The organism is Ruegeria sp. AI2 (genome assembly GCF_056541275.1).
In genome coordinates this window covers 675,326-698,121 of record NZ_JBQFYB010000001.1, presented here as the reverse complement: position 1 = coordinate 698,121, position 22,796 = coordinate 675,326, and the positions used below count along the sequence as shown (strand labels likewise).

The following is a 22,796-nucleotide window of genomic DNA, read 5'->3' as shown; positions in this document are numbered from 1 at the left end:
ACGGCCTGAAAGATATTCAACAAATCATAGCATTGATTGTTTGTGACCCGAGTTCTAGCCTGTGCGGGCAACCGACATCAGGTCTGGCTTGCATAACAAACAATTCATAGATCGGAGACATGCAGTTGAAACGAATTCTTGCACTGGGCGCGGCAGTTGGTCTTTTGACTTCAACCGCAGCGTGGGCTGACACATTCCAACGCTATGGAGAGGTTGAAGGCTGGAAAGTCTTCATCGACAATGAAAAGAAATCCTGCCTGATCGAGGCCGTTGATGATGCGGAAAACGTCGTTCAGATGGGCCTGACAGAAGATCGCGGTGTCGGATATGTCGGCGTGTTCACCAAGGCTGAAACCGATATCAAACGTGGCGAGACGCAAGAAGTTGCTATCCTGCTGGGCGACAACATCTATCTGGGTGAAGCGACCGGCATGAAAGGTAACATCACCAAAGGCTATTCCGGTGGATATGTCCTGTCGGACAGCCCTCAGTTCGCGGATGATCTGGCCAAGAAAAAGGTCATGATCGTTTTCCCTGAGACAACATATGCCTTCACGGTCGATCTGACAGGCACTTACAAAGCCATGGAGATGGCCCGCAAATGCAATGAAGAACAGCTGTCGTAAGCTGCTAGTCGGAAAACGCGGCCATCAGCCGCGCTTTCTGCCCCTGGTCGTCGGGTTGTGAAATCGCTGTGGCCAAGTCTTCGAGTGAGGCAATCGAATGCCCTGCGCGAAAACTGTCAACATGCGGCAGCATTGCGGAAACCCCTTGCGCCCTGGGCGCGAACCCGTCCCAACGCAACAAAGGATTCAGCCAGATCAGGCGTTTAGAGGACAGGTGCAGACGCTCAATCTCTTTCCTGAGGAGCTCGGGATCACCTCGCTCGAGCCCGTCGGTGATCAGCAGAACAACCGCCCCTTGCCCCATCACCCGGCGTGACCAGTCCCGATTGAATTGATGCAGGCACTCGCCGATACGAGTGCCGCCCTCCCAATCCTGCGCCTCAGCCCCTGCGGCGGCAAGTGCCGCGTCTACATCCCGTTGGCGCAGGTGGCGCGTTATGTTGGTCAGGCGTGTGCCGAATGTGAAGGCATGGACCTTGGCCCAACCCGCTCCCTTGGTGTTCGATACCGTGTGCAGGAAATGCAGGATGATCCGACTGTACTGGCTCATCGAGCCGGAAATATCGCAAAGTGCGACAAGATTTGGCCAGCGCGGTTTGGGTTGTAGCCTGGCAATATCGCGCAACTCACCCCCTTGCCGCATGGCCGCGCGCAAGGTGCGGGCACGGTCGATGCGGTGCCCCAGATGACTGGTCTGCCCGCGGCGTGATTCAATTGGCTTTACTGGCAGTGTCATCCGCGCCAAAACGCGCTTGGCCTGCGCGATTTCGACCGTGCTCATCTGCTCGAAGTCCAGATTGCGCAGCCGCTCCTCGGACGATGCGGTCTGGGTTGCGTCGATTTCGATCTCGGTTTCGTCTTCCTCTTGTCCTGCAGCGTCCGGCAAATCACGCTCAACCCCGTCCAGCAGCGCCTCAGCTGCGCGCTTTTCACCGGCATCGGCATTGCGTTCTTCCTGAACGCCGCGAATTGCAGGAAGCATCATCGCCATCATGTGTTCCATGTAACGCGGATCTCGCCAGTACATTCGGAAGACTTGCGCGAAAACCACGCGGTGTTCCGGGCGGTTCACGAAACAGGCGTGTAAGGTCCAATAGAAATCCTGTTTCTCGGAAAAACCTGCCGCCTGCACGGCACGAATTGCGTCGATCACACGACCGGGTCCGATTGGCAGCCCAGCCTTTCTGAGTGCGCGGGCAAAATGGGTGATGTTGTGCGCCAGCTTTGGGTTGTCTGGGATATCCAGCGGAAGTTGTTCGGCCATCAGACGTTATGGGGGCTCTGCCCCCATACCCCCGGAGTATTTGAAAAAAGGTGAAACATCAAACCGGTTCGAGCGTGGCCTTGGCCTCGTCGAGGATGCGTTTTGCCTCGGACCCCTGAAGTTTTTGAATGTCGTCCTGATATTTCAGGATCGCACCCAGCGTATCCCCGATTACCTCGGGGCTCAGGTTCATCACATCCAGCGCCAACAAACATTTCGCCCAGTCAATGGTCTCGGCCACGCCGGGTTTCTTGAACAGATCCTCGGTGCGCAAACGTTGAACGAAGGCTACAACCTCGCGACTGAGTGCTTCCGCGGCTTCAGGCGCACGGGCGTGCAGGATTTCGATCTCCCGCTCGAAGTTGGGGTAATCGACCCAGTGATAGAGGCAACGGCGCTTGAGCGCATCGTGCACTTCCCGCGTCCGGTTCGAGGTGACGATCACGATGGGCGGTTCGGGGGCTTTTATCGTGCCAAGTTCGGGGATGGTGACTTGAAAGTCACTAAGCGCTTCAAGCAGAAACGCTTCAAACGGCTCATCGGTCCGATCCAGTTCGTCGATCAGCAGAACTGGCGCTCCGTTTTCGTCCGGGCGCATTGCCTGCAGCAAGGGGCGTTCGATCAAGTATTCGTCCGAGAACAGTTCAGTCTGCAACGCGCCCCGGTCGGCCCCACCTGCGGCCTCGGCCGTTCGGATCGCGACCATCTGCGCCGGAAAGTTCCATTCGTAAACGGCAGAAGACGCATCCAGACCTTCATAGCATTGCAGACGGATCAGGCGCCGGTTCAACCCGGATGCCAGAGCCTTGGCGATCTCGGTCTTTCCAACCCCTGCCTCGCCTTCCAGAAACAACGGGCGTCCAAGTTTCAGCGACAGGAACACAACCGTCGCAAGGGCGCGACCGCAGACATAGCCCTGACGACCCAGCATCTGCTGCACGGCATCGATGGAAACTGGCTGTGTCATGGAACCCCTCTCTGCTTTAGGGATAAACAGGTCATGCAACCGTCTGGCCGTCAAGGCCTCAACCTTGGTCAGAGCTACGACGTTCAGGTCGGTTGACAAGATTTTCTTTGTGGCTTGCGCGGACGCAGTTGGTCTTTCGCAACAGCTATGCTAGCGGAAGGCCATGACCGACACCCTTACGCTCCGCCGCCCCGACGACTGGCACCTACATCTGCGCGATGGCGCGATGCTACAGGCCGTCCTGCCCGAAACCGCGCGCCATTTCGCCCGTGCGATCATTATGCCGAACCTGGTGCCGCCGGTTGTGCGCGGCGACCAGGCCGCCGCTTATCGCGACCGCATTCTGGCGGCCCTGCCCGACGGTATGACGTTCGAGCCTCTGATGACCCTGTATCTGACCGAGGATACAGATGCCGAAGATGTCGCCGCAGCCCGTGCCAGCGGTCTGATCAAGGCCGTCAAACTGTACCCTGCCGGGGCTACGACCAACTCTGCCTCGGGTGTGCGCGATTTCGACAAAGTGCGCCCGGTGCTTGAGAAGATGGCCGAAATCGGCTTGCCCATGTGCGTACATGGCGAGGTGACGGATCCCGAGATCGACATATTTGACCGCGAAGCCGTGTTCATCGACCGTGTTCTGGATCCGATCCGCAGATCGACACCTGGCCTGCGTGTGGTGATGGAACATATCACCACGTCCAATGGTGTGGATTATGTCAAAGCCAACGCGGTTGATCTGGGTGCAACGATCACGGCGCATCACCTGATTATCAACCGCAACCATATCCTGGTTGGTGGCATCAAACCGCATTACTATTGCCTTCCTGTTGCCAAGCGAGAGGAACACCGTCTGGCCCTGCTATCCGCCGCAACATCGGGCGATGCGCGGTTTTTTCTGGGCACAGACAGCGCCCCGCACACGGATGCCAACAAGGAAATGGCTTGCGGCTGTGCCGGTTGTTTCACAGCGACCAACACCATGTCTTTGGTCGCCGAAATGTTTGACCGGGAAGATGCTTTGGACAAGCTGGAAGGCTTTGTGTCGCTCAACGGGCCAGGTTTCTATCGCTTGCCGGTGAACCAGGATATGATCACCCTGACCAAGGGTGAGCCCGTTTCGTATCCCTCAAAGATTGACACAGGCGATGGACCGGTCACTGTGTTTGACCCGGGCTTTCCGTTGCACTGGCGCGTGGCTTAACCCGCCATTCGTTCGGCCAGATCGCGGGCACGCCCCCCGGTGCGCAGCATCGACCAGATCGTGTCCGCCTCATCCGCGCCGATCAGCTTGGTCGCTTTGTCGCGCACGCGATCCTCGCGGTCAGACAGCGACATTGGGTTCAGCAGATCATGCGTTGCTTCGCGGCGAATGCCATCGCGACGCAACAGGGACAGATGCGCCTGCGTTTCTGACAGGCTGTCATCTGCCTCGACCGTGATGCGGGCGCGCAAAGACGTAATACGCGGGTCAAGGCAGACCTTGTCAGTGAAACTGCCTGGCAAAGCCGTATCATATCCCAGCGCCTGCATCGCGATCACTGTCCGATAGGAAAACTTGGCTCCCAGTCCGGTTGTCGGTGACAGCTGATTGCACACACTCATCCAGCGCGGATGCGTTTTTATCTGGATCTCGGCGACCTCCGGTTCCGCTATGTCCAACTCCCGCGCGGCTTCCAGCGCGGCGTGAAGACCGTGGCAACAGGCGTGAAACTTGTGGCTGACCGTTTCAAACAGCCATTCATCGCCCAACCCATCCAGAGCAGTTTGGTCTGCCGCGCCTTGATGCGTTGCGCCAAACCCAAAAGGACCTTCCAGCGCGTCGGCGTTGGCCTGAAAACCGCGCTGCACCAGCAAGGCGGTCTCGACCCCTGCCGAGGCGGCAAGTCCGGCGTTATACGGCTTGCCCATGGTTCCGAACTGCGCCTTCAGCCCCGCCGCACGCGTTGCCGTCAGACCCAGAACCATTCGCATCTGGTTTGCGTTAAACCCCAACAAACGGCCAACAGCAACTGCCGCCCCGAAGGCACCGGATGTTGCCGTCTGATGAAACCCTGCCTGATAGTGGCCGCGTCCAAGCCACAAGCCAATTCGGATTGAGGTTTCCATACCCACCAAAGCGGCTTCGAGCATGTCGACTAGAATACGGTCATCCCATTCGGCCACAGCAAGGGCTGCGGGCAAAATGGCGACGGAAGGATGCCCGATATGGGCGAAATGCGTGTCATCGTAATCCAGCGCGTGGGACACCGTGCCGTTGACCAAAGCCGCACCGCGCAGCGGTGCCGAGTCGCCGCCAAAGAGATGTGCCTGAGGATTCCCGCCCTCGGACAGTATCATGTCGCGAACCGTGGCTGAGACGGGTTCGCGCGCGCCTGTCCGGCCCACAGCGACCCAGTCAAGAACAGATAGCGACGTGACGATTCTTGCCTGAGACGACGTCGAAACCGGGCCTGCCGCAAATGCGGCCAATGATGCTGTAATTTCCGTCATGCGCGTAGTCTAGCGTGCGCCTGACAAGGGTAAAGACCTAGCTGTAGAGTTCTTGCGCGCGCGCCTCGAACGCGCGCACGATCCGATGCATGGCTTCGTTGAATACCACGCCGATAATCCCTTGCAGGATGGCATTCTTGAATTCGAAGTCCACATGGAACGAGACGTTGCAACCCCCATCAGGCGCGTCCTCGAACTGCCAGTCGGATTTCATGTATTTGAAGGGGCCGTCCAGGTACTCGGTGTCGATTTTCTTTTGATCCGCAAACAGGGTTACTTTGCTGCCAAAACGTTCCCGGAAAACCTTGAACGAGATGACCAGATCCGCCTCCATCACCTCAGCCTCTTCCAGCGCATAGGTCTTGCGAATGCGGGCAGCAGCGCACCACGGCAGAAATTGCGGGTACTTGGCCACGTCGGCAACCAGGTCGTACATCTGCTGGGCAGTATAAGGCAGGTGGCGGGTTTCCGAATGGATAGGCATGACGTCCGGTATTTGCAGGTGACAATGGCGCGTCATGTCGTATGTTGCGCGCCAAAGATCAAGGGGGCTGCGATGACTGACCGCGCATATGTGATAGATGAGATGATCTCGGCAAAGGCCATCGCTGCTCGAATCGAGGAGCTGTGTCGCGACATTTCGGCAGAGTTCAAAGACACCGACAAGCTGGTGGTCGTGGGTCTGCTGCGCGGCAGCTTTGTATTCATCGCCGACCTTGTGCGCGAACTTGACCTTCCGATCGAAGTGGATTTCCTTGAAGCTTCTTCTTACGGAGACGCGATGGAGAGCAGCCGGGAAGTTCGTATTCTTAAAGACTTGCGCGGCGCAATTGAAGGGCGCGACGTGCTGGTTGTCGAGGATATCGTTGACACTGGCCATACGTTGAACCATGTCACCAAGTTGCTGCAAAGCCGTAACCCCGCGCGCCTGAAATCCATTGCCCTGCTGGACAAGCCGAGCCGCCGCGAAGTGGATTTCCGATCAGACTGGATCGGGTTTGAGATTCCAGACGAATTTGTCGTGGGATATGGAATTGACTACGCCCAACGCAATCGCAACCTGCCCTATATTGGCAAAGTCCGCTTTACAGACGAATAGCTGAGCGGGCAATTTACAGATCTCGTGCTCAGACCCGTTTAAAAATTCTATTTTTAGAATATCATTGGACAATCATCGCCTCGTCGCTTTACCTTTCAGGAAATAGCAGGAGTATTGATGATGAAGCGGTTTTTCGCGATAGCGGGCGTCTTTTTAGTGATCGTGTCCCTTGCAGGTGCGTCTTATGCAAAAGACAACAAGGGCAAAGGGCAAGGTGCCAACAAAACCAAAGTAGAGAAATCCATTAAGTCAAACGGCAAAGCTGTTCCGCCCGGTCAAATCAAACGATACACCCGAGGTCAGAAATTGCCGAACGACCTGCGTTTTGATTATATTGACGACCTCGACAACTGGAAGCTCAAACCGCTGAAGCCAGGGCAACGGTATATTCGGGTCGACGACGAAATAATCTCGATATCGGATGATACGAAGACTGTAATAGAAGCTGTTGGAATCGTTGGCGATTTGATGAACTGAAAGCCTTGGTCCTAGCAGTCGCGGCCTAACACAGCGTCGATGGCCTTCAAAAATATCCCGGTACCAATCGGAATAAGCGCATCCGGGAAGTCGTAGTCCGGGTTGTGCAACTGGGGATGGTCGCGCCCCGACCCCAACCAGAACATGGCGGTTTTCGCGCTTTTTCCAAACTCGCCGAAATCTTCTGAAAAACGCTGTGGCTGATCGGTCAACCTGCAAGAAACGCCCTGCTCCGTGCAGGCCTTGGACAGGATCGAAACTGCTTCCGGGTGATTGGCACAAGCCTCAAACACTTCGTCATAACTGATTTCGACCGCCAGCCCTTCGGCTTTGGCCGTTTCGCGGACCAGCGACTCAGCATCGCTGATCAGTTGCGCCATTCTCGTGTCCGTGACGGTGCGAAGCGTCACCCACAGCTCGGCCCGCCCCGGTGCTACTCCGACCGTGCGCTCACCCAACGCGGCATGTGTGACGGTCGTCAACGCGTAGTCGTCATTCAGATCCCCGCCGTCCCCTAACACGGTCAAAGCAGGTATCAGGTTTGCCAGCGCACCGGCAGGTGACACCCCATCTTGCGGAGCGGATGCATGTGACGTCTTTCCGGTCAGAACGATCTGCATCCCGCGTGAGGCGCAATTGGCAGAACCGCTGCAAATTTCGACCGCCCCCAACTCCAATCCCGGTAAGTTGTGCAAAGACAACACCAGGTCGGGCGCAACCTCGGCGTATTTGGGATCAGCTCGGAAAGCGATTGCACCATGGCCGGTCTCTTCGGCTGGCTGGAAGATTAATACGACGCGGCCCTTCTTGGGGCGTTGATGATTCAACACGTCTGCCACGCCCAGAACCATTGTCATATGCCCGTCGTGGCCGCACAAATGCCCTTTGCCCGCGACCTGTGATACATGGGAATGGTTCGCCAACTCCTGGATCGGCAGCCCATCCAGTTCGCAGCGAATGCCCAGCGTGGGACCGGGTTGGCCACTTTCGAAAACAGCAGCGATCCCGTGCCCACCTAATCCGGTCATGACATGGTCAGCACCAGCGTCGCGCAGAAATTCAGCCACCCGCGCCGCGGTTTTCTTTTCTTGTCCCGAAAGTTCGGGGTGTTGATGCAGCTCGTGGCGCAGACGAGTCAGTCGCGCGATCTGATCCGGTGTCACGCTTTTTGTAGCTTTTCTAGGCGCGCCGCGCGCAGTCGGGTGAAATCGTCACCAGCGTGATAAGAAGACCGGGTCAAAGGTGTCGCAGATACCATCAGAAAGCCTTTGCCGTATGCCGCCTTTTCGTATGACGCGAACTCGTCGGGTGTAACGAAACGATCAACGCCATGGTGTTTCGGCGTTGGTTGCAGATACTGGCCAATCGTCAGAAAATCGATATCCGCCGCGCGCATATCATCCATGACCTGGCGCACCTGCTGTTCGTTTTCGCCAAGTCCAACCATGATACCGGACTTGGTAAAGATCGACGGATCAAGTTCTTTCACCCGCTGCAAAAGACGCAGGGAATGGAAGTACCGCGCACCGGGGCGAACCTCGGGGTACAAACCCGGTACGGTTTCCAGATTGTGATTGAAGACATCCGGCTTCGCCTGAACCACAATTTCCAGAACATCCGCATCGCATTTCAGAAAATCGGGTGTCAGAATCTCGATCGTGGTTTTGGGAGAGCGGTGCCGCACCGCGCGGATGGTCTGCGCAAAATGCTCGGCTCCTCCATCGCTCAGATCATCCCGGTCGACAGAGGTGATAACCACATGGTTCAGGCCAAGTTTTTCGACTGCATGTGCCACCCGGCCGGGTTCAAAGGCGTCAAGGTCGTCTGGGCGACCGGTAGCGATATTGCAGAATGTGCAGCCACGGGTACAAATCTCGCCCATGATCATCATGGTGGCGTGACCCTGGCTCCAGCATTCGCCGACATTGGGGCATCCTGCCTCTTCGCAGACGGTGACCAGATTGTTGTCGCGCATGATCCGGCGCGTATCTGCATAACCTTTGCCGCCGGGTGCCTTGACCCTGATCCAGTTCGGTTTCTTGGGCTGCGCATTATCCGGGCGGTGCGCTTTTTCCGGGTGGCGCTGTTCGGGGATCTTCAGATCTCGCACGGGCAATTTTCCTGACTTTGGGTCAATCCTGTCGCTCATAACATAGACAGATGCGCAGTGTTACACCAGCGGCGCATAGCCGCTATGCAACACCGTCGTGCATAAGCAGGAGCGCGATTGAAAATTCCCGTTTTACCACATGTTTTCAATGCCTAATGAGAAGAGATTATTAGTTCAAAATGCGGCGTTTCGTCGATTGAAGGTAGTTTAGAACTGTTTTAAGTCACAACAAAATCACCAGTGAATCACAGGAGCTTGACCATGAAATCCGGCGCAAATCTGCCCAACGTGACCTTTCACACCCGTGTCCGTGATGACTCAATCGAAGGAGCAAACCCATTCCGTTGGGAAGACAAGACCACCGCTGACTATTTTGCCGGAAAACGTGTGATCCTGTTCTCGTTGCCCGGCGCGTTCACGCCCACCTGCTCGACATATCAACTGCCCGGCTTTGAAAACGGGTATAGCGATTTCATTGCCCGGGGTGTCGATGAAATCTACTGCATGTCTGTCAACGACAGCTTTGTGATGAACAAATGGGCGCAAGATCAGGGCCTGACCAACGTCAAGGTCATTCCGGATGGATCGGGCGAGTTCACCCGCAAAATGGGTATGCTGGTTGACAAGGATAATCTGGGCTTTGGCATGCGGTCATGGCGCTATGCGGCCATCGTAAACGACGGCGTTGTCGAAGCCTGGTTCGAAGAACCTGGCCTGATGGATAACTGCCCAGAAGATCCCTATGGCGTGTCTTCGCCTGAAAACCTGATGAAACATCTTCAGGCAACGGCAGAGCCCGAACTGGCCTGAGTATTAACAAGACGAATAAAGGCCCGTTTTGACGGGCCTTTTTTGTGCCTTCAGCCAATCATGCGGTCGCGTTCAGCCTGATCCTGATAGTGGCGTTTCAGACGCTGTAACGCGATCCGCAGAACAATCTTGCCTGATCGTGCGGACCAGCCCATACGCTTTTCCGCCAGTTCCAACCCTTCGAGATAGCAACAACACCGCAGGGCAACGTCACTTAACCCGGGGCCAAGATCAGACAAGGCCCGCGCCACGCGGTCCCGCGCATCGGATGACCCCTTTCCTCCGTGGCTTTCACTGTCATAACAGCCACGGCCACCAGCCGTTAGAAACCGGTCCCAGTTCTGTGAAACCTGTGGGCCAATCTGCGCCAATTCGAAATCTTCACGCAAACGCTCTCCGGCGCTGACAAGCGTTTCATCCAGAAAAGGCTTGCCGTCGCGGTCACGCCTGCGTGCAAGGGCAACCAAGGGGCTTTCCGCGGCGCTATAGCGAATGCGCTTGATCCGGTCACCCGCCCCGGCCGACGTCTTAGACTGAAACAACGACTGGGCTTCGGCAAATCCAAATTCGGTCCCCACCCGCGCCTTGTTTTCCGCTTTCGCAATCAGGTGGCTCAGGGCCGTTCGGCCAGCTGCAGAAATCCGATACCGTGAAATACGACCTGGGTTATCGCAGGAAATCCAGTCCTTTAAGGCCAGAGCCTGAGCGATCTCGCAATCGACGACCGCAGTTCTGGTCGCTCCGGCGTTGCCGGTGTCGCGAACGACTACCGCTTTGTCCATTTCTTCAGCCACGGCAAGAACCGAACCGGTTTCACTCAGGCGGCGCAAAATGCGCAATGCTTCTCTTTCGAACGCTTCTTCCTGGGCAGCTTCATCCGCGACCACGACCGCGTCGCCTGCGTCGTCGGACATGGAAAAATGTGTTTCTGCCAGCGATTGCAAAGCAGCATCCACCAATGGGTCGTCCCGGCGCATCTCGATACGCCGGATTTGCCGGAGGATGGTTGACGCATGGCAGCCTGCCGATCTCGCAATATCGCGGATCGAGCGTCCGGTTTCGGTATGAGCAAGGTATCTTTGCGCCCCCTCTGGAACCCATGCCGGAATGGTGAAAGCCATGTTGTTTTCCATGATTATTTGCCCTCGTCGACAAAACAAGATGTCACTTTTCGCCCTCGGATTGCGGGTTAACCAAATCTAACTAGAAGTCCATTCGTTACTCGTTCGTTAACCTCACAAGGCACGAACCAGATTTGATTCAAAAAGATAAACAGTCGTGAAACCATCGTTCGGAGAGGCTGTCACGCAGGCAACACCCGCTTAGGTTGTGCATTAAGTGGTCCCGTAAACCCTCAGACACAGGACACATAAGATGCAGGACCTGATGACAATGATCTCAACGCTTCATCGCCCACGCACGTTGGCAAGAGCCGCCAATTTCGGAGCGAGAGAGTACAACCGGGACAGGCATCTGCAACGTATTCTGGGATACGGGTCATTGCCGGGTTCAGGTCAGGCCCTGCTGCGACTGATGGAGATGGAAAAAGAGGTAAATGAACTGCGCAAAGAAGATGATGCCGCATACTCTCTGGTCCGGCATCTCGACATTCTTATCGCGCTGTTGGGTGAGGCGCGGCTGTATCAGGCCAGCCGCGCCTCGGTCCTTCATTAATCAGGAGAACGCATCCGGCATGGAGGCCTTTTTCTCGGCGATATAGGCTTCCAGCGCTGCGGCTGTATCCGGTTCCATATGCGGTTGCTGGTAATTAGCCAGCAGGTGTTCAACCCGCGCAGAGGCCAGAGCCCGCGTATCACGTGCGCCTTCTTCCTGCCAGGTTTCATATGGCTTGTAGTCCAGCAGATCGGACTTCCAGAACGATTCCTTGAAGTTCGCCTGTGTGTGGGCACATCCTAGGTAATGCCCGCCCGGGCCAACTTCCCGGATCGCATCCATGGCCTGCGCGTTTTCATCATAGGCCACGCCCTTGGCCAGCGAATGCAAAACACCCAATTGGTCGGCATCCATAACGAATTTCTCGAAGTCGGCCACTAGACCACCTTCCAGCCAGCCGCAGGCATGCAACATGAAGTTCACGCCAGCCAACAGTCCCATATTCAGCGAGTTCGCTGTTTCATAAGCCGCCTGCGCATCCGGAAGTTTCGAGCCACAGAACGATCCTGCGGACCGATAGGGCAAGTTCAGACGCCGCGCCAGTTGACCCGCGCCATAGGTGATATGCGCAGCTTCTGGTGTTCCGAAGGTCGGCGCACCTGAATTCATGTCGATCGAAGTCACGAATGCACCAAAGATCGCGGGTGCACCGGGACGGACGATCTGGCTGTACGCCACACCGGCAAGAACCTCGGCCAGAACCTGTGTCAAAGTACCGGCCACCGAGACCGGCGCCATCGCGCCGCCCACAATAAAGGGCGAGATGATGCAGGCCTGATTGTTACGTGCATAGACTTCCAGCGAGCCCATCATCACATCGTCGAATGTCATCGGCGAGTTGATGTTGGTCAGCGACGTCATCACCGTGTTTTGCTGAACGAACTCCTTGCCGAACAGGATTTCGCACATTTCGACCGAATCCTGCGCCCGGCTGGGATCGGTCACAGAACCCATGAAAGGCTTGTCCGACAGGGTCATGTGCGCCTTCAACATGTCCAGATGGCGCTTGTTCACCGGAATGTCGGTCGGCTCACACACAGTACCGCCCGAATGGTGCAACCACTTGGACATATAGGCGAGTTTCACGAACTTGTTGAAGTCGTCCATCGTCGCGTAACGACGACCGCCCTGTGCATCGCGCACGAAAGGAGGGCCGTAAACCGGGGCCAGGACCATGTTTCGGCCACCGATTACGACCGATTTCTCAGGGTTGCGGGCATGTTGGGTAAACTCGCTGGGCGCAGTTTTGATCAGCTCACGAGCCAGGCCACGCGGAATGCGCACGCGTTCACCGTCGATATCCGCGCCAGCGTCGCGCCAGCGTTCCAGAGCGGCAGGGTTATCAACAAAGTTAACACCGATCTCTTCCAACACGGTTTCCGCATTGTTTTCGATGATCTCCAGTGCCTCTTCATTGAGGATTTCGAAGTTCGGAATGTTGCGTTCGATGTATTTCGCGGTCTCGATACGAACTGCAGTCCGCTCGGCACGGCGGGCAGCGCCACCGCCACCTCTCGCCCTGCGCCGGGTGTTTGCCTCGGTCATGAGAAGATCCCGTGTTGTTGGTTAGATTGAGCGTTTGATACAGGTTTGCCGGAACGCAAGCATAGGGATTGCGGCACGTTGGGGGAAAAAGCGACATTGCCGTTCTGCAATCCCGCCAACGGGCTGCAATTGGGGATAATCGGATTTTGGAAAGTGCGGCCCAATTGTTACCGCGCCTGCCTACTTCGGATCACGAACGGCAGGAAACACGAGTGCCGAAGGCCTGTGTGGCGATCTTCATCGAATCCCGCGCCGGAATCGGACCTCGCTCTTGCGAAATGTGCAGGCTTGCCCTAAGGCGCTGACATGACCCAGACATCCCACGACCGCCTTCTGATCATCGACTTCGGCAGCCAGGTTACGCAGCTTATTGCCCGCCGCCTGCGCGAACTGAATGTCTATTGCGAAATTCACCCTTACCAGAATGTCACGATGGATTTCGTGCGGGAAATGGCCCCGCGCGCCGTGATCTTCTCGGGCGGGCCGGACAGTGTGACGCGCGAAGGGTCGCCCCGTGCTCCGCAAGAGATTTTTGACTACGGCGTGCCGATTCTGGGCATCTGTTATGGCCAGCAAGTGATGATGCACCAGCTTGGCGGCAAGGTCGAAAGTGGCCATGGCACCGCCGAGTTCGGTCGGGCTTTTGTCACGCCAAAAGACGAACTGGAAATTCTGAAGGGCTGGTTTGACGACGGGGATGAACAGGTCTGGATGAGCCACGGTGACCACGTCAGTGAAATCGCGCCGGGATTTCAGGTCTTTGGCACATCGCCCAACGCGCCCTTTGCGATCACAGCCGATCCAGCGCGCCATTTCTATGCCGTGCAGTTCCACCCCGAGGTGCACCACACGCCCAAGGGCGCGAAGCTGTACGAGAACTTCGTCAAGCTGGCCGGTTTCAAGGGCGACTGGACCATGGGGGCCTATCGCGAAGAGATGATCCGCAAGATCCGCGAGCAGGTTGGTGACAAGAAGGTCATCTGCGGTTTGTCGGGCGGCGTTGACAGCTCGGTCGCGGCGATCCTGATCCACGAGGCGATTGGAGACCAGTTGACCTGCGTCTTCGTTGACCACGGGCTGTTGCGCAAGAACGAGGCGACAGAAGTCGTCGGCATGTTCCGCGACAACTACAATATCCAACTGATCCACGCGGACGAATCCGAACTGTTCCTTGGCGAGCTTGAAGGGCAAAGCGACCCGGAGACCAAACGCAAGATCATCGGCAAACTGTTCATCGACGTGTTCCAGAAACACGCCGATACCATTGAAGGGGCCGAGTTCCTGGCCCAGGGCACGCTTTATCCGGACGTAATCGAATCGGTGTCATTCTCGGGCGGGCCTTCTGTAACCATCAAATCGCACCACAATGTCGGTGGCTTGCCGGAAAAGATGGGCCTGAAACTGGTCGAACCCCTGCGAGAGCTGTTCAAGGATGAGGTGCGCGCACTTGGCCGCGAACTTGGTCTTCCGCAGAGCTTCATCGGGCGTCACCCCTTCCCCGGACCCGGTCTGGCAATCCGCTGCCCCGGTGAAATCACACGTGAAAAACTGGGTATCTTGCGGGAAGCCGATGCGATCTATATCGACCAGATCCGTAAACACGGCCTCTATGACGACATCTGGCAGGCTTTTGTCGCCATCTTGCCAGTGCGCACGGTAGGCGTCATGGGTGATGGACGCACCTATGACTACGCCTGTGCGCTGCGGGCCGTCACATCTGTCGATGGCATGACCGCAGACTACTACCCGTTCAGCCATGATTTCTTGGGCGAAACGGCAACGCGGATCATCAATGAGGTTAAGGGCATCAACCGGTGCACCTATGACATCACATCGAAACCACCCGGCACCATCGAGTGGGAATAACCGGTGGGTGTCTGCGTAAAACTTAACTGATTGAGCTGCAAAACGTCCTTCTCGTTCAAGCTATTGTTCAGGGCAGTCATCTATACGACCTTGAATCTGGTGCACCTTCGACGTTTGAATAGCCGGGCAAACCTAGCCTGCTTATCATAAGCTCTTGGCCTTGCGGTCTTTTGGCCGCGCGGCTACGCGACGAACCTGAGGGCGCCCGAAATGAGCCATGCGCAGAAAGACGTGTTGAAGGCCGGTCTATGGATGACAGGTGCGATCGCCTCATTCTCTTCCATGGCGGTTGCAGGGCGTGAGCTGAGTTCTGCGCATGATACCTTTGAAATCATGATGTATCGCAGCATCGTGGGGTTCGTCGTTGTTGCGACAGTCCTGACTTTAACGCGCAACTGGCAGCAAGTTTCAGCCGAACGGCTGGGATTGCACGCCCTACGAAACACCTTACACTTTACAGGGCAAAATCTCTGGTTCTACGCCGTGGCAGTGGCTCCTTTGGCACAGGTTTTCGCGCTGGAGTTCACTCAACCGCTTTGGGTGATCCTGCTTTCGCCCCTGTTTCTGAACGAACGGTTGACCCCGCTCAAGTTGATTGCGGCGCTAATTGGGTTTTCAGGGGTTCTGATCGTCACACGCCCAGGCGCTGCCCCCCTGAGCCCCGGCTTAATAACAGCAGCAGCATCAGCGGTTTTCTTTGCGTTTACAACGATTACCACCAAGAAGCTCACGCGATTTGCCAGTATTGGGTGTATCGTTTTCTGGCTGACTGCAATGCAAGCGGTCCTTGGGGCCACAGCCGCTGGCATCGACGGTCAGATTGTGCTTCCGACAATGCAAACCGCGCCCTACTTGATTCTGGTTGGGTTGGCGGGTTTGCTAGCGCATTTTTGCATTACCAATGCCCTGTCTATCGCCCCGGCAACCGTCGTCATTCCCTTTGATTTTGCACGCCTTCCGACAATCGCGGTGATCGGAATGATCCTCTATCACGAGCCCATCGACCATTGGGTGCTGATCGGCGCCGCTATCATCTTTGCAGGCATTTTCCTGAACATCTGGTCCGAAAATCGTAACAGTTTAGCAACAGTTCAGAACTGTAGTGGCAACAAGTAACGCACCGTCACCAGTTGACCTTAAACTAACTGAAAAGAAAGTATCGCGCATTACACACGAGTAGGCGCTGGACTCACTCAATTCTTCGCCAGGCAAATACTCGAAAAAGTTCGGGAGGACAGAATGAGAACAACACTACTCGCAACGTGCGCTTTGTGCGTTGGAGCAACGGCTGGTTTTGCAGGCGGCCTGGACCGCAGCGGTCAGGGTATCAACCTGATCTTTGAAGAAGGCTCTGCAGTTCAGTTTCGGTTGGGGTACACCGACCCAAGCGTGACCGGCACGATGCCAGACATTTTTGGTACAAACGGCGGCCAACCCGTTGCTTCCGGCGAAGTTGCAAACGATTTTTTTACGCCACACTTGGGGTACAAAACGGCGCTTACGGAAAAACTTGATTTCGCGCTGATCTACGATCAACCCTATGGCGCCGATATTCAGTACGCGAGCACGTATCCCCTGTCTATCAACCCAATTCCCGGCGGTCGGACCGACAGCCTGAGGGCGACAGCGGATACAGATGCCATCACTGCGCTGCTGCGCTACAAATTCGATGGCGGATTCAGTGCCATCGGCGGTATTCGCGCGCAACGCGTCGAGGCTTCGATAACTGTTCCTATTACCGCAGGCTATCAGGTGGATACCAGCGCTGATACCGCATTCGGGTATGTCGTTGGTGTCGCGTGGGAAAAACCCGAAATCGCCGCGCGCGTTTCGCTGACTTACAACTCCAAAATCAGCCACGACCTTTCGCAGACAGAATCGCTCAATCCGCCTCCTTTCCCACCAATTCCACCGGGGACTGTGGCAACGTTCAACACCACAAGTGAGATCGAAACACCCCAGTCAATCAACTTGGATTTCCAGACTGGTGTGGCGCCCAAGACATTGTTGTTCGGCTCGATCCGTTGGGTCGACTGGCCACAGCTTGTGTATAACCCGCCAAACTATCCGCCGACCAGCAACCTGGTTGACTATGACGAAGCCACGTTCACCTACTCGCTGGGTTTGGGCTATCAGTTCTCGGAAGAGTTTTCTGGTGCTGTGACACTTGGCTACGAATCTTCCCAAGGTACGCCGGTGTCGAACCTCGGCCCGACAGATGGGTTCTGGAGCATCGGTCTGGGTGGCACCTATTCTCTTGAGAATGCCAAAATTTCCGGTGGTGTGCGTTACACGGATATCGGAGATGCCACCGCGAATGGCGCTGGTCCAGCGGCACGTGGCACGTTCACAGGCAACAGCGCCTGGAGCGTTGGTTTCCAGATCACATACGCTCTGAACTGATCTGAGTATCATATGTTCCCACAAAGCCCCGCAGTTTCTGCGGGGCTTTTTCGCATGAACCGGGTCGCCGTTGGTTAACTTCAATGAAACAGTGCCCGCATGAACGAACAAAAACAACTCTCTCTCCGCGGGTGGACCGAGCTTTTGTTGCTTGGACTGATCTGGGGCGCCTCCTTTGTTTCCATCCGGGTCGCTCTAGACACACTTCCCGTGATGACGTCGGTTTTGCACCGCACATTCTGGGCCATGCTGGTCTTGTGGCTGGTGACTTGGATCAAGGGGATCAAGGTGCCGCACTCGCCCCGTATCTGGGGCGCTTTTCTGGCCATGGGGCTGTTGAACAACCTCATCCCCTTCAGCCTGATGGCTTGGGGGCAGCTTCACATTGACACGGGTCTGACGGCGATCCTGAACGCGGCGACTGCGGTCTTCGGCGTTCTGATAGCAGCACTGTTTTTTCGCGACGAACGATTGACAAAAACCCGGCTACTGGGTGTCTGCTTGGGCTTTCTTGGTGTCTCAATCGCGATCGGAGTGCAGAATTTCTTGAGTTTCAGCCTGCAAAGCACCGCTCAGCTTGCAGTGTTGACCGGAACAATTTCCTACGCATGTGCCGCGGCTTGGGCGAGGCAAACGTTATCGCACCTTTCCCCGGTGATTGCCGCCGCCGGTATGCTGACGGCTTCGACAGTGCTGGTATTGCCAATAACACTTGCAGTTGATGGAGTACCCAGCTTGGCGCTACCCGCAATAACCTGGGCGGCCATCGGGTACTATGCGATCGTCGCAACGGCCGGCGCATATCTGCTTTACTATCGGGTTTTGGCAATGGCCGGCAGTGGTAATCTTATGCTGGTGACGCTTGTCATACCCCCGGTCGCTATTGTTCTGGGCGCATTGCTGCGCGAAGAGTCCCTGTCCCCAAACGCCTTTCTGGGCTTTGCCGTTCTGGCGATTGGCCTTTTGGTTCTGAATCGTTCGTCCCGGCCCAATTGACGCCGTGCGCTGCCCGATTTAGCTAAGGCAAAAAGGACAGCGCAAAATGATCTACACCTCAGCCAATGACTGGCGCACCGCAAGCCGCAAGAAAGTGCTGTTCTTTGGCATGTCAGGATTAGGCAAGACCTACGTATCCAACATCCTCAGAGATTCCGGGAACTGGTTCCACTACTCGATCGATTACCGGATCGGAACGCGCTATATGGGCGAGTACATCACCGACAATGCCAAGGCCGAGGCCATGAAAGTTCCGTTCTTGCGTGAACTGCTGTTGTCGGATTCGATCTATATCGGTTCGAATATTTCATTCGCCAATCTGACACCTGTTGCTGCTTATCTGGGCAAGCCGGGAAACCCCGATCTGGGCGGCTTGGACATGCCGGAATACCGCCGCAGGCAGGAACAGTTTCGCTTGGCCGAAATTCATGCGCTGCTGGACACCGAATACTTCATCGACCGCGCCGAGCGTTTATATAAATATCCCCATTTTATCTGTGATACGGGTGGGTCGATCTGCGAATGGGTAGACCCCGAAGACCCAAGAGATCAGGTTTTGTCCGAACTCGCACGGCATACCCTCATGATCTGGCTAAAGGGTGACGAGGGTCACACGGTCGATCTTGTGCGCCGTTTCGACAAATCCCCGAAACCCATGTCCTATCAGGCCGATTTCCTGACCCGTTCCTGGACAGAGTATCTGGATCAACACGGCTGTGCCGAGACCGAGGTCAACCCCGATGATTTTGTCCGCTGGACCTATGCGCAAGCCCTGGCCCATCGTCAGCCCCGGTACGAGGCGATGGCAAAGAACTGGGGCGTGACGATTGATGCCAACGACATCGGCAAGATCCGCGATGCGGCTGATTTCGACGAGTTGATCGAACGCACCCTTGAGGCCAGTCGCAATAACGCCTAACTACCAGTTTTCCCTAATCTCTTCGAAGTCAGACACATGCCCATCAAAATCCCCTCAGATCTGCCCGCTTTCGACGTCCTGAACAAAGAGGGCGTTATGGTCATGTCCGAGGATCAGGCAATGCGTCAGGATATTCGCCCCCTGCGCATTGGGCTGCTGAATCTGATGCCGAAGAAGATCCAGACGGAAAACCAGTTCGCACGTCTAATCGGCGCAACTCCGTTGCAGATCGAACTGTCTTTGATCCGTATGACGGAACACCAGACAAAAACCACCGCCGCCGAGCATATGTCAGAGTTCTACCTGCCTTTTCAGGAGGTTAAGGACCAGAAATTCGACGGCCTGATCATCACTGGTGCGCCGATCGAGCATCTGGAATTCGGTGACGTCACCTATTGGGATGAAATCAGCGAAGTCTTCGACTGGACCCAGACAAACGTTCATTCAACCTTTGGCGTTTGCTGGGGCGGGATGGCGATGATCAACCATTTTCATGGTGTCCGAAAACATATGCTGGATGCCAAGGCCTTTGGCTGTTTCCGTCACCGCAATCTGAACCCTGCATCACCTTTCTTACGTGGGTTCTCTGACGATTGCGTTATCCCGGTCAGCCGCTGGACGGAAATGAAACAAGATGAGATCGACGCCGCGCAGGGTTTGACCACCCTGCTTGGCAGCGATGATGTGGGCCCTTGTCTGGTCGAAGATACCAGCCATCGCGCGCTGTATATCTTCAACCATTTTGAATACGACAGCGACACGCTGAAACAGGAGTACGACCGCGACGTCGCCAATGACACGCCCATCAACGTGCCGATCAACTACTATCCGGATGATGACCCATCCAAGACACCTCAAAACCGTTGGCGCAGCCACGCGCATCTTCTTTACGGGAACTGGATAAACGAAATCTATCAGACGACGCCTTTTGATATGAGCGAAATTGGCCGCTAAAACATTGATATCCTTTGGCCTCATCGTTCTGGGCCTTGCCGCTGTGACTGCGTGGCGCAGCGCCCGAAATGAAGCACAGGCAGAAGCGGCTTTCCCACCCGAAGGCCAGGTTCTTGATGTCGATGGGATCGCCGTTCATGCGGTTGTCATGGGGAAAGGGCCAGATGTGGTCCTCCTTCACGGCTCAAGCGGCAACACCCGCGACATGACCTTTGCGCTGGCACCCACTCTGGCGGAAAACTACCGCGTCATCGTTTTTGACCGGCCCGGCCTGGGGTTTTCAGAAAGTTTCAACCCAGACGGTGAAACGATCACGGAACAAGCGGATATCCTGCAAAAAGCTGCTGCCCAACTTGGGGCGGAAAAGCCTGTCGTTGCGGGCCAAAGCTATGGCGGTTCAGTGGCGCTTGCATGGGCGGTCACAAGGCCCGAGGATCTCTCGGCGCTTGTTTTGATCGCACCTGCTGCCATTCCGTGGGAAACGCCGCTGGATGGGTTTAACCAATTGGCATCTACCACGGTCGGCAACGCGCTCGCCCTGCCCCTGATCTCTTCCTTCGTGCCCGATTGGTACGTGACACGGGCATTGGACACTGTATTTGCGCCCCAATCGGCCCCCGCTGGATACGCCGAACATTTCGGACCCGGCCTGACCATCCGGCGCAGTTCCATGCATGCAAATGCCAAGCAACGGGCCAATCTATTGGATGAGATAACCCAATTGCAGCCGAAATACGGTGAGATTTCAGTGCCAACCGAAATCGTTCACGGCACCGCCGACGACACTGTCGGCCTCGAGTGGCATTCCCAACGTCTGATCCAGCAAATCCCGCAGGCCGAACTGGTCGCGTTACCGGGGATCGGTCACATGCCGCAGGTTGTCGCAGCCCCCGAGGTTGCCGCCGCAATTGATCGTGCAGCGCGGCGTGCAGGTTTGCGTTAATCCAAGCTCTAATCCATAGTCGGATATGGGTTTTATCGCGAGGTGACATATGGCCCGGACCGAAAAAGGTTCTATCGAGAAGTATTTTCAGGAAAGCGCGCCCAAAGCTGTGCGGGATGAGATCGAGAATTCGAAGAAAGGCGAAATCCTGAACCCGACCTACCCGTATAGCGAGAAGATGAAGACCAAGGACTATGATGAGCAGATGGAACTGCTCCAGATCGAGTTGGTCAAAATGCAGTCTTGGGTCAAGGACACGGCGCAACGGATCGCCATCATCTTCGAAGGCCGCGATGCCGCCGGTAAGGGCGGAACGATCAAACGGTTTCGCGAAAACCTGAACCCACGCGGCGCGCGCAATGTGGCGCTCAGCAAACCCTCAGAAACTGAACGCAGTCAATGGTACTTCCAGCGCTACATCCCTCACCTGCCTGCCGCTGGCGAGATCGTGTTCTTTGACCGCAGTTGGTACAATCGCGGCGTGGTCGAGAACGTATTTGGTTTCTGCACCCAGGAAGAGCGCGAGCGGTTTTTTCGTCAGGTTCTGCCGCTTGAAACGGGTTTGGTCAACGATGGCATCAAACTCTTCAAGTACTGGCTCAATGTCGGGCGGGCTGAGCAGCTGAATCGCTTTCTGGCCCGTGAAACCGACCCGTTAAAGCAATGGAAACTCAGCCCGATTGACGTGGCTGGGTTGGACAAGTGGGACGAATACACACAATCGATTTCAGAAACTCTGACCCGGTCACATTCAGACGTATCTCCTTGGACAATTGTCCGGTCGGACGATAAGAAACGCGCCCGTCTTGCAGCAATTCAAACGGTTCTGCACACGCTGGACTATGATGAGAAGGACGCAAAAAGCATTGGCGACATTGATCCCCTGATCTGCGGTGGTCCGGATGTCTGGGAAGCCTAGGTTGCGTTTTCACCCTGCCCGGCCAAGGATTTCAAGGGCAAGCGTTGGACGACCGTGTGTATTTGGTCTATCCCCTTGTCTTCCAATACCTAATCAAAGAACCTGAGGCCGGGATGTCGAAACGCGGTTATCATCACGGAAACCTAAAGCAAGCCCTGATCGAGGCAGCCTTGTCCCTGATCGAAGAAAAGGGGCCGACAGGTTTTACGTTATCTGAAGCCGCCAAAACCGCTGGCGTAACACCCGCCGCAGTCTATCGCCACTTTGAAGGGCGCGAAGACCTTATCGCCGAAGCTGCACGGCAAGGGTTCGAGATGTTCGCGGACCTGATGCAATACGCTTATGACAAGGGCCAACCCTCTGCCCTTTCCGCCTTCGAGGCAACCGGGCGGGCCTATCTGGCTTTTGCGCGGAAGAACCCCGGCCATTACATCGCCATGTTCGAAAGCGGAATATCGTTGAATCGCACCCCCGAACTATCAATGGCCGCCAATCGGGCCAAATCGGTTCTTGAAAAAGCCGCCGACGACCTGTCACAACATATTCCACCTGAAAAGCGCCCGCCCGCGTCGATGTTCAGCGCACATATCTGGGCGATGAGCCATGGTGTGGTTGAATTATACGCGCGCAATACCGGAGCGACGTCTCCCTTCCCCCCGGAAGACCTGCTGGAAAGCGGCATTGGTATCTACCTGCGAGGGCTGGGTCTGATCCCGCAGGACGATTGACACCTG

The 22,796-nt window shown here is 56.1% G+C and carries 23 protein-coding genes; 15 read left to right on the top strand and 8 right to left on the bottom strand.

The genetic code is table 11. The features are described from left to right. Positions 1–119: 119 nt before the first annotated feature. Positions 120–626, top strand: a complete 507-nt coding sequence (locus ACR0LL_RS03415) for a hypothetical protein (RefSeq protein ID WP_480481159.1) — start codon at positions 120–122, stop codon at positions 624–626. Positions 627–630: 4 nt separating this feature from the next. Here the strand turns inward: ACR0LL_RS03415 and ACR0LL_RS03410 are convergent, their stop codons facing one another. Together ACR0LL_RS03410 and ACR0LL_RS03405 are read right to left on the bottom strand one after the other, a co-directional pair. Next, the gene (locus tag ACR0LL_RS03410) at positions 631–1,890 is read right to left on the bottom strand and encodes a vWA domain-containing protein (RefSeq protein WP_480583996.1); all 1,260 of its coding nucleotides are present in this window, start codon (positions 1,888–1,890) and stop codon (positions 631–633) included. 58 nt (positions 1,891–1,948) lie between these two features. Next, a complete protein-coding gene (locus ACR0LL_RS03405) occupies positions 1,949–2,857 on the bottom strand; it encodes an AAA family ATPase (RefSeq protein WP_480583993.1) in 909 nt (302 codons plus the stop codon). A gap of 163 nt (positions 2,858–3,020) precedes the next feature. On the opposite strand from ACR0LL_RS03405, the gene pyrC reads away from it, so the two are divergent. Further along, positions 3,021–4,058, top strand: a complete 1,038-nt coding sequence (pyrC, locus tag ACR0LL_RS03400; protein WP_480583990.1) for a dihydroorotase — start codon at positions 3,021–3,023, stop codon at positions 4,056–4,058. Here pyrC and ACR0LL_RS03395 read toward each other — a convergent pair. After that, positions 4,055–5,347, bottom strand: coding sequence for an MmgE/PrpD family protein (locus tag ACR0LL_RS03395; protein WP_480583987.1), 1,293 nt, complete (start codon positions 5,345–5,347; stop codon positions 4,055–4,057). The two genes, pyrC and ACR0LL_RS03395, sit on opposite strands and share 4 nt — an antisense overlap. A gap of 37 nt (positions 5,348–5,384) precedes the next feature. Further along, a complete protein-coding gene (locus tag ACR0LL_RS03390) occupies positions 5,385–5,831 on the bottom strand; it encodes a type II toxin-antitoxin system RatA family toxin (protein WP_480583984.1) in 447 nt (148 codons plus the stop codon). Positions 5,832–5,903: 72 nt separating this feature from the next. Here ACR0LL_RS03390 and hpt point away from each other — a divergent pair, with 72 nt between their 5' ends. Both hpt and ACR0LL_RS03380 read left to right on the top strand, forming a co-directional pair. Next, on the top strand, positions 5,904–6,446 hold the full coding sequence (gene hpt, locus ACR0LL_RS03385; protein ID WP_267365856.1) for a hypoxanthine phosphoribosyltransferase: 543 nt from the start codon (positions 5,904–5,906) through the stop codon (positions 6,444–6,446). 120 nt (positions 6,447–6,566) lie between these two features. Then, positions 6,567–6,923: a hypothetical protein gene (locus tag ACR0LL_RS03380; protein WP_480583981.1), complete on the top strand. Its 357-nt coding sequence runs from the start codon at positions 6,567–6,569 to the stop codon at positions 6,921–6,923. Between the two features lie 11 nt (positions 6,924–6,934). Here ACR0LL_RS03380 and ACR0LL_RS03375 read toward each other — a convergent pair whose 3' ends face one another. After that, positions 6,935–8,086, bottom strand: coding sequence for an amidohydrolase (locus ACR0LL_RS03375; protein ID WP_480583978.1), 1,152 nt, complete (start codon positions 8,084–8,086; stop codon positions 6,935–6,937). Beyond that, positions 8,083–9,033, bottom strand: a complete 951-nt coding sequence (gene lipA / locus ACR0LL_RS03370) for a lipoyl synthase (protein WP_480481175.1) — start codon at positions 9,031–9,033, stop codon at positions 8,083–8,085. The genes ACR0LL_RS03375 and lipA overlap by 4 nt, the downstream gene beginning before the upstream one ends. 261 nt (positions 9,034–9,294) lie before the next feature. Between lipA and ACR0LL_RS03365 the strand changes: the two genes are divergently transcribed. Continuing rightward, the gene (locus ACR0LL_RS03365; protein ID WP_480583975.1) at positions 9,295–9,843 is read left to right on the top strand and encodes a redoxin family protein; all 549 of its coding nucleotides are present in this window, start codon (positions 9,295–9,297) and stop codon (positions 9,841–9,843) included. A gap of 50 nt (positions 9,844–9,893) precedes the next feature. Here ACR0LL_RS03365 and ACR0LL_RS03360 read toward each other — a convergent pair whose 3' ends face one another. After that, positions 9,894–10,976: a DUF6456 domain-containing protein gene (locus ACR0LL_RS03360; RefSeq protein ID WP_480583972.1), complete on the bottom strand. Its 1,083-nt coding sequence runs from the start codon at positions 10,974–10,976 to the stop codon at positions 9,894–9,896. Positions 10,977–11,217: 241 nt separating this feature from the next. Here ACR0LL_RS03360 and ACR0LL_RS03355 point away from each other — a divergent pair, with 241 nt between their 5' ends. Continuing rightward, positions 11,218–11,517: a DUF6477 family protein gene (locus ACR0LL_RS03355; RefSeq protein WP_480583969.1), complete on the top strand. Its 300-nt coding sequence runs from the start codon at positions 11,218–11,220 to the stop codon at positions 11,515–11,517. Here ACR0LL_RS03355 and ACR0LL_RS03350 read toward each other — a convergent pair whose 3' ends face one another. After that, positions 11,518–13,062 carry a trimethylamine methyltransferase family protein gene (locus ACR0LL_RS03350; RefSeq protein ID WP_267366259.1) on the bottom strand — a complete coding sequence of 515 codons (1,545 nt, stop codon included), beginning with the start codon at positions 13,060–13,062 and terminating at the stop codon, positions 11,518–11,520. 306 nt (positions 13,063–13,368) lie between these two features. On the opposite strand from ACR0LL_RS03350, the gene guaA reads away from it, so the two are divergent. From guaA to ACR0LL_RS03305, 9 genes are all read left to right on the top strand, one after another. Beyond that, complete coding sequence (gene guaA / locus ACR0LL_RS03345; protein WP_480481185.1) at positions 13,369–14,928, top strand: glutamine-hydrolyzing GMP synthase; 1,560 nt, start codon at positions 13,369–13,371, stop codon at positions 14,926–14,928. Positions 14,929–15,138: 210 nt separating this feature from the next. Next, entirely contained in the window at positions 15,139–16,044 is a 906-nt protein-coding gene (locus ACR0LL_RS03340) for a DMT family transporter (RefSeq protein ID WP_480558544.1), read from the top strand. Between the two features lie 123 nt (positions 16,045–16,167). After that, complete coding sequence (locus ACR0LL_RS03335) at positions 16,168–17,331, top strand: OmpP1/FadL family transporter (RefSeq protein WP_480583966.1); 1,164 nt, start codon at positions 16,168–16,170, stop codon at positions 17,329–17,331. A 99-nt stretch (positions 17,332–17,430) separates the two neighbouring features. Beyond that, positions 17,431–18,327, top strand: coding sequence for a DMT family transporter (locus ACR0LL_RS03330; RefSeq protein WP_480583963.1), 897 nt, complete (start codon positions 17,431–17,433; stop codon positions 18,325–18,327). 46 nt (positions 18,328–18,373) lie between these two features. Beyond that, positions 18,374–19,246 (top strand): ATPase, encoded by an 873-nt coding sequence (locus tag ACR0LL_RS03325; RefSeq protein WP_480583960.1) that lies wholly within the window; start codon positions 18,374–18,376, stop codon positions 19,244–19,246. A 36-nt stretch (positions 19,247–19,282) separates the two neighbouring features. Then, on the top strand, positions 19,283–20,200 hold the full coding sequence (metA, locus tag ACR0LL_RS03320) for a homoserine O-acetyltransferase MetA (RefSeq protein WP_480583957.1): 918 nt from the start codon (positions 19,283–19,285) through the stop codon (positions 20,198–20,200). After that, positions 20,190–21,143, top strand: a complete 954-nt coding sequence (locus ACR0LL_RS03315) for an alpha/beta fold hydrolase (protein ID WP_480583954.1) — start codon at positions 20,190–20,192, stop codon at positions 21,141–21,143. Before metA ends, ACR0LL_RS03315 begins: the two co-directional genes overlap by 11 nt. Positions 21,144–21,192: 49 nt before the next feature. After that, on the top strand, positions 21,193–22,062 hold the full coding sequence (gene ppk2, locus ACR0LL_RS03310; protein WP_480583952.1) for a polyphosphate kinase 2: 870 nt from the start codon (positions 21,193–21,195) through the stop codon (positions 22,060–22,062). Between the two features lie 113 nt (positions 22,063–22,175). After that, positions 22,176–22,790 (top strand): TetR/AcrR family transcriptional regulator, encoded by a 615-nt coding sequence (locus ACR0LL_RS03305; protein ID WP_480583949.1) that lies wholly within the window; start codon positions 22,176–22,178, stop codon positions 22,788–22,790. The last annotated feature ends 6 nt before the right edge of the window (positions 22,791–22,796 follow it).